This is a genomic window from Peptococcus simiae, from assembly GCF_046569735.1.
GTDB classification, from domain to species: domain Bacteria; phylum Bacillota; class Peptococcia; order Peptococcales; family Peptococcaceae; genus Peptococcus; species Peptococcus simiae_A.
The window spans coordinates 1-7,168 of the sequence record NZ_JBKICG010000034.1; the positions used below are offsets into that span (position 1 = coordinate 1).

6 protein-coding genes and 1 pseudogene are annotated in these 7,168 nt (G+C 43.6%); 4 read left to right on the forward strand and 3 right to left on the reverse strand.

The window, feature by feature from the left end:
* Window positions 1-166: Panacea domain-containing protein (locus ACLGL1_RS09640; RefSeq protein WP_411008468.1), on the reverse strand; the 166-nt coding region annotated here is incomplete at its 3' end.
* A 231-nt stretch (window positions 167-397) separates the two neighbouring features.
* On the opposite strand from ACLGL1_RS09640, the gene ACLGL1_RS09645 reads away from it, so the two are divergent.
* From ACLGL1_RS09645 to ACLGL1_RS09655, 3 genes are all read left to right on the forward strand, one after another.
* Window positions 398-1,690 (forward strand): stalk domain-containing protein, encoded by a 1,293-nt coding sequence (locus ACLGL1_RS09645; protein WP_411008463.1) that lies wholly within the window; start codon window positions 398-400, stop codon window positions 1,688-1,690.
* Between the two features lie 120 nt (window positions 1,691-1,810).
* Window positions 1,811-2,023: a hypothetical protein gene (locus tag ACLGL1_RS09650; protein WP_411008464.1), complete on the forward strand. Its 213-nt coding sequence runs from the start codon at window positions 1,811-1,813 to the stop codon at window positions 2,021-2,023.
* 28 nt (window positions 2,024-2,051) lie between these two features.
* Window positions 2,052-2,735 (forward strand): hypothetical protein, encoded by a 684-nt coding sequence (locus tag ACLGL1_RS09655; RefSeq protein ID WP_411008465.1) that lies wholly within the window; start codon window positions 2,052-2,054, stop codon window positions 2,733-2,735.
* Window positions 2,736-2,941: 206 nt separating this feature from the next.
* On the opposite strand, the gene ACLGL1_RS09660 is transcribed toward ACLGL1_RS09655, so the two are convergent.
* Window positions 2,942-5,737, reverse strand: coding sequence for an isopeptide-forming domain-containing fimbrial protein (locus tag ACLGL1_RS09660; RefSeq protein WP_411008466.1), 2,796 nt, complete (start codon window positions 5,735-5,737; stop codon window positions 2,942-2,944).
* A gap of 66 nt (window positions 5,738-5,803) precedes the next feature.
* Here ACLGL1_RS09660 and ACLGL1_RS09665 point away from each other — a divergent pair, with 66 nt between their 5' ends.
* Window positions 5,804-6,685: an Abi family protein gene (locus ACLGL1_RS09665; protein ID WP_411008467.1), complete on the forward strand. Its 882-nt coding sequence runs from the start codon at window positions 5,804-5,806 to the stop codon at window positions 6,683-6,685.
* Between the two features lie 182 nt (window positions 6,686-6,867).
* Here ACLGL1_RS09665 and ACLGL1_RS09670 read toward each other — a convergent pair.
* Window positions 6,868-7,168 (reverse strand): annotated as a pseudogene (locus ACLGL1_RS09670) (hypothetical protein); the annotation flags it as partial.

A 7,168-nucleotide genomic window follows, 5' to 3' on the forward strand; every position in this document is an offset into this window, starting at 1 on the left:
TAACGGGGCCATGAACCCATGCTTGAATTTCCTCTTTAAAAAGAGGGGTGCCGTCATACAGCGCACAATACCAAGCCTGAGCATAATAGCATAATTTCTGTATTTTTTTGTGAGTCATACTGTCTTTGCTTAAAAACCAGTTAGCCACATCTATAACACTTTTCATTATTTTCCCTCCCTTGAACAGGCGAATTAGAAAAACTTCTACTACCTATATTATACAATGTATAATACCAAAGGACAAACTTTTCTTTTTCTCGCCCTCTCCTCCCCCTAGCATCCCCCTCCCTCACCCCACTACATATAGCAATGATAATAGATTAGTTGACTACATCTAGTATGCGTGGTATTATATACCTAACGAATAATACGCCAGCTAAGCAAAGGAGGATTACCCATGAAAGGAAGCTTAACAAAGAAAGCAACAGCAGCTGTATTAGCAGCAGCCCTCTTGGCTAGTGCCAGCCCTGTACAGGCAGCGGAAAGCTATGCAAGAGATATTACCATTACTGTAGATGGACGTACAATCCCCCAGACTGACCAGAGGGCCTTTATTAAGGACAGCCGAACCATGGTGCCCTTACGGACCGTCATGGAGGGGCTGAGAATGGGCGTTGAGTGGAACAATGAAAATCGATCCATTACTGTAAAAAACCCGGCCAAGGATGAAACCTATACCTTTTATGCAGATAAGCCCTATTTCCTACGCTACAAGAAAACAGGTACGGATTTTGTAAAGCTGGATGTTGCCCCATATATTACCTCCAGCAACCGGACAGTTATGCCACTCCGGGCCATTGGTGAGACCTACGGTAGAGTAGACTGGAACAATGATACTAGCACAGTGATTATTACCAGGATTGCTACTAACCCGGCACAACCGGCTAACCCGGTACAACCTCAAACACCGGCTGCCCCTGTACAACCGGTACAACCGACCAACCCTGTCCAGCCCAATGTAAGGCCCAATACACCCTCTAGCGAAGTAAATACACCCAGTAACCCCTTTACCCCTCAAGTACAAAAGGGAGCCTTAAATAGCGAGGAATTAGCCTGGTTAAAGACTCATGCCCAGTCAGGCCCTCAGACCGAGGAAGATCTAGCAAAGGTAGAAGGGTTCAAGGCTAAAAAGGGCCTCAGTAGTGAGGAAATCAATCTAATAAATACCTTTATGCGACAGGTACCAGAATTTAAGAAGAGCCTGTACTACAAGGCCCTGGAGGCCCCTCGGAAGCCCTTTACAGCAGACCAGCTACGGATGCTGGAGTTAGTGAATGCCGCCCGGGCAGAGCATGGACTGAAGCCGGTTAAGTTATCTCCAGCCCTTTGTGAGGGGGCGGAGATTAGGGCGAGGGAATTTGGAATTGATCAGGAAAGGATTGGTGCAACTAATTACGATAATTATGTAAAAGCTAAAAATAATGGTTGGGATCCACACAACAGATTAGATGGAAAAGAATATTATACTGTTTTGCTAGAAATAGGACTTGCTTCAGCACCTCAAGATATCTCAATGCGAGAAAATTTAGCCGCACTCCCCCCCGTTCTAAGTACATCTGAAAATGCCATGAAAGGCTGGATGGAATCTCCTGGACATCGTGCGAATATATTAAACCCGTTTAATGTATATATGGGAATTGCTCATAGGGATTCTACAGCTTGGGATAACTGGGCTCAGCTTTTCCAATAAAAATATAAAGTCGGGTTATCCCGACTTTTTTGCTTATCATTAGTATTTTAGAATATGACACAAAAAGAAAAGTATGGTAAATTAGTTACAATATCTCATTAAAACAGGAGGATTAAAGTTATGAATACGTCTGATCAATATTCTGTGACTCTATGTCCCTTTTGTGGCTCTATGGATTTAGAAGCTGTCTATGATGAACATAGCGACAACTTTTCTATGGGAAATCTTTTTCGGAGAGGTCTTCTAGGATTGATTTTTTCAGTCGCTCGTGGCAGTAGACAAAACGCTTTTTGGGTTTGTCAAAATTGCGGGCACGAATTTCCTATTCAATAAAATCCAATAATAGATAGTGGAGGAAAATATGAATAAGAACGAAGCAATGAAATCTGTTTATGAAGCATTACCTATTTTGCAAGAAATAAACCGCTTGTATTTTAAAGCCCGAAGTATAGAGCAACAAGCTTCAGTAATAACGGTAAAAACCCAGAGAAGTAAGGCTAGGATATCTTGGATTCCTGCAATAATCGCAGCCTTCATTGTTTTTTATATACTAGATATTTTTTTCGAACTTTTTGTTGCGGGAAGAAGCGGCTACGTTGTTCCTATTTTTATTATTAGTAGCTTGATATTATGTTTTGTTATCTATAAATTCATAAGAAAATCTTTAAATTTTAATCCTAATGCACCTAATAAAGGACTCTCTGCCGCTAGGAATGAGATAGATCTTATCTCAGACCAAATTTTTAGATTGGCAAGTGAGAATAGTGAAATATTGGAAAAAATACCAAGGGACTATAGGAATTATGAGGCTGTAAGTTATTTTGAAAAATTATTTGCTAATGGACAAGCCGATTCTATGAAAGAGGCGGTTAATTTATTTGATGAATATGTGCATAGATCTAAGATGGAAAGCAACACTGAGCGATCCCTAATGATTGCTCGACAACAATCTTTAATGCTACAAAATATCGAATTCAACTCAGCACGAGCAGCTGATGCGGCTTCCGTTGGAGCATTTTTTTCTGTACTTAACTATTTGAAATAAAAATACAAGCCAGAAGCATCTTAAGCTCTATCCATAGAAAAAAAGCCGGGCATTTTAGAGTGACCCCAAAAAGCTGGACCAGCGAGATCAGTGCGCTCCTTGTACTTATCTCGCTTTTTATATACACCCTACTATTAACTACATGTGGTTATGGAGGACACACAAAAAGAGCCGGGCAAAAATGCTCGGCTCTTGGTATTCCCCTCTTAGATGGATACGGTCTTATTCAGGTCTGTTGCAATCCATACTTCTCTGTCTTGGTTATCCAGGACGTAGTTGTGCCATACGGCGGATTCTGTTACGGCTGGGTCTGTGGTGTCGGAGAAGGTCCGGGTTGCTAGACCGTTGGTATTGGGTTGGGTGTCTCGACCGGTGATTTGCTCTAGTTCTTTAATGAAGTCTAGGCGGTTGAGACGGGTGCCGGTTCTGTCTGTGCTGTAGTCGTAGCCGGGTAGGCCGGTGAGGCCGCAGCCTTTGAGCATCCGCCCAATTTGGTTTCGGGTGGCTACAAAGCGGAACTGGGCGTTTTCTGTACCGAACTGGACGTAATCTTTGCTTTCTTCAAGGGGTGGCGTTGGTAGAAGTTCGTATTGCTTGAGGGCGCCAATGCCAACCATGAAGCGGACAGGGTTACTTGCCCAAGCGTTATTCAAGGTAAGGGTGTTACTGGCGTAGTCTCTTCCTTGCATGAGTTCCTGCCTTTTTTCGGCGGTAATGGACCGGGCGATAAAGGCGGCTGCTTCTTCTGTGGAGAGGAAGTTTTTATCTGTTGTTGCGTAGGGTCCCCAGGTGCCATCTGTGTACCCGGCAGATAGGACATGGTGGATTTTAGAGATGGGTTGTGGGTTATTGAAGCTAACGCTTACGTCTCCGCTAACAGGGTCGTGGGACTTGCTTTCTGCTGTGGCTTGGTTGACGTAGGGTTTGTCTGCGCCGTCGTTGGCGTGGAGGACTTTGAACTGGATAATGGTGGCTTTACCGGGCTGGATATCGCCTACCGGGATGGTGAGCTTATCCAGCATGGAGCTACCATTGGGTTCGTATTTGAAGTCGCTCCCCCAGGTTTTGGGGACGCCATTAATGGTGAGGCTATCTCGGTAAAAGGTCAGGCGAGACGTATCTAAAACGTCTGTTACCTTAATACCTTTCCAGACCTTATCTGTGGTGTTGGTTAGCTTAATGGTGTAGGTGTTTCTGGCACCGTCTCTGGTGGCTAGGTCTACAATGTCCTTTTCAGAGGTCTTTTCGAGGGTGGGTTTACCTTTATCGAAAGTAGGAGGTACCGTTCCCGTTCCCCCGCCCTCTTCCGGTACCAATACCGGGGGGACTTTGACTTTATCGTCGGTGGCGCCGCCTGTGCCGTTTTCACCGGTAGCGTTGGCGGTATTGGTAAGGGTGACAGCGTTTTGCTTACGGAGCTTGTCTAGCTCGCTTTCGCTGGTCCCTTTTTTGTAGGTGACTTCCTTGGCAGTCCCTTTCTTGACTTGGACAATATAGGTGACTTTTACGCTTTCACCGGGGGCAATATCCCCAATGGGCTGGGTCACTGTGCTACCGCTAACCATGGCTAGGCCTTCGCCGTCTGTTTGCCCTTGGAGGGTGGGCTGGCCAATGAGTTGTACTTCGCTAGGCAGGGTATCCACGAGGGTAACGTTTTTCCAGGTGGCATCTTTAGCCCGGTTACCTACTTCTACGGTGTAGGTGAGGTATTCAAGGTCTCCGACTTTATCTAGGTCGTGGGTCTTGAGTACATAGGGGCCGGCCTTGCCTTCAGGTACGACTACCGGGGTAGAGGGCAGGTTTCGGTCAGGTTCACCGGGGGTTTTCAGGACTGCCACGTTAACGATGGTCTTCCCTTCCGCTGCTTCTTTGACCTTGACGTCAAATTTGTATACAGCTTTTTCACCAGGCTTGAGGGCCTCAGGCTTCAGGGTTAAGGTATTTGTCTTGCTATCAAAGGAGCCGTCGTTGGACCCTCTGCCATTCTTTTCAAGGTGGCCAATGTATTCCAGTTCTTCCGGAATGGGGTCTGTAATGGTTACGTTTTCCCAATCAGCGGTAGCGCTTGGGCTGTTGGCTACTTCGATCTCATAAGAGAGGGTGTCTCCCACTTTGGCTTGGCTCTTGTTAACAGACTTGGCCCCTACTCTGCCGTCAGCCTTGCCCTTATCTACTACAGTAGGCCGGTTGACCTCTGCTTCCTTGGGGTTGGCGTTATCGGCGGTACCGGTTGCCTTATTGTAGATGGTCTTGCCTTGGGCGGCGTCTTTAACCACAGTGCGTAAAACGATTTCCGCTTTTTCACCGGGCAGGAGGCTGCCTACTAAGACTTCAATGACACCAGCTTTCATGTCATAAACGTACTTGGCGCTTACGCCAGGTTCGCTTTTACCTTGGGCGTCTGTCTTAGCAATGGTAGCGATACCGCCCCATTCAAGGCCTTCCGGGATAGGATCTGTGACTTTCACATTGTTGGCTGCTACTTCTGCGCTAGCGTCATTGGCAACGGTAATGGTGTAGTCCAAATTGTCCCCGACCTTAGCTTCGGTTTTGTCGGCTGTTTTCTGGATAGAAAGATTAGCCTTACCTTCTGCAATTTTAGAGACCTTAGAGCCGTCAGAGACTCGCTCTGCATTGGCCCCTTCTGCTGAAGCGATATTTTCCACTTCTTTGCCGTAACCGGTCTTATTGACAGTAACCTTGAAGACAACCTTTTTGGTCTGGTCAATCTTCACGTCACCGAGGTTTACAGTGAGGACCCGGGTAGACTCATCATAGGAGAAGTCGCTATGCCCCTTACCATCTACGGTAACAGAGCCAGCGAAATCAAGAGCAGGGTCAATCGGGTCTGTTACGACAACCTCTTTAGCGTCTTTTTTAGACTTGCCATCCGTTTTTAGAACATTTTTATCTATATTTTGCGATTTTACACCTAAAAATACATATGAGCCATTGATTTTCTGCGCTTCTATGCTATAATCATACCAACAGAACCTCTCCACGCTTAATGTAGATTTCTACATGCGGACCACGGAGAGGGCTTTTTTATATCAAGGAGCAGGATTACCATGCAACTAAAGCCGCCCTTAACATATGATGAGCAAATTGAAAAGCTAAAAAATGACCACAATCTTACAATATCCGATGAATGCTTTGCAAAAGAAGTTTTAATGAAAGTTAGTTATTACAGACTTTCTGGCTACGGGATTGGACTAAAAAAGCCTAACAATAGAGAACATTATAAAGATAGTATTACCATTGAGCAGCTTTTTAGTCTTTATTGTTTCGACAGTCAATTCAAGAATAATCTTATAAGAACTATTGAGCAGATTGAAATAGAACTGAGGGCAAAAATTACACATCACCTATCAATAAAATACGGTTCGACCGCTCTTATGGAGAAAAACAACTTCATCTATAAGAAAAACAAAAAAGGCAAACCTATATACACCCTTATCCGAAATAATTTGGATAAGGAGATAGAACGGCAAAAAAACAAGCCCTTTGTAAAGCATCATCTTAAAAAATATGATGGTAACTTTCCTATTTGGGCTGCTATTGAACTTATGTCATTTGGAACTCTATCTTCCCTCTTTAGTATTTTAAAATTTGAAGATCAAAAGGAGATTTCTAACCAATTTAATACAAGCCCAAAATATCTCAAAAATTGGATATTATGCCTTGTAGAAGTAAGAAATATTTGCGCTCATTATACCAGACTATATAATATGCCTTTAAAAGAAAACCCTCGCCTTTATACAGAAAACGAAAAATATAAGAAAAAGCAAAACAAAATATTTCCTATTTTATTAATCATAAAAAGAATGTTAAATTCTAATGAACAATGGACATCTCTGTTAAGGGATTTGAAAAAATCTTTTAATAAATACCAAGGTGCTTTCAATTTCAGTTTTATGGGTTTCCCTGAGAATTGGGAAGAAGTTCTTTAGCAAGCAGTACATTTAGTCTGAGCCCATAAATTGTGAACCACCCGGCAACAAAAAAAGAGACCGAATTATCGCCACAAATAAGCACTTGGTAAATAGCCACCTTCATAGGTGGCTATTTTTATGCTCCTACCCCTAGCAGTCCAGTCCTCACCTTAGCGATTATAAGGTTTATCTAAATTCATTTACATTTTATCTAAGAGTTCTTCTGCGGTCTTCAACTCTTCTTCCAAGTATAAAACTCGCTTCTCCAAACTACTAATTTTTCTCTCTTGCTTTTCGTACAAACTCAATCCAGGGGCATACTTTATTACTCCGCCATACCCTGCACTGTCAGTCAGGTTGTGATGGGGGTCAAGCCACACAACATAAAATATTCCTTCCACAATAAAGCCTATTATCCTCCCTTTTGATTTGTTGATGCGGAACTGCCAAAACTCATACTGACCACTATGCAATGGAGCTTTAGTGTTTGTTTTATCCCAT